1 protein-coding gene is annotated in these 238 nt (G+C 39.9%); it reads left to right on the top strand.

Annotated features, from left to right (window positions below):
• The coding region (locus CUZ56_RS15520) for a nitrilase-related carbon-nitrogen hydrolase (RefSeq protein WP_275427172.1) at positions 1 to 238 on the top strand (238 nt) is incomplete at both ends.

Genomic DNA, 238 nt, shown 5'->3' with positions numbered 1-238 from the left:
GAATATGTGCCGTTAGAAAGTTTGTTGCGCCCACTTAATTCCGTATTTAATTTGCCAATGTCTGCGTTCCAAAGTGGCGATGCGGTACAGCCATCTTTTATGGCAAAACAACATGCTTTTGCGCCAGCTATTTGCTATGAAATTATTTTTGGTGAGCAACTTCGTGAAAATCTGAAAAAAGAAACCGATTATTTGCTGACGATTTCTAATGATGCATGGTTTGGTGATAGCATTGGCC

The sequence above is a fragment of the Saezia sanguinis genome, assembly GCF_003991585.1.
In the GTDB taxonomy this organism is placed as follows: Bacteria; Pseudomonadota; Gammaproteobacteria; order Burkholderiales; family Burkholderiaceae_C; genus Saezia; species Saezia sanguinis.
This window is presented reverse-complemented; position numbering and strand designations above follow the sequence as displayed.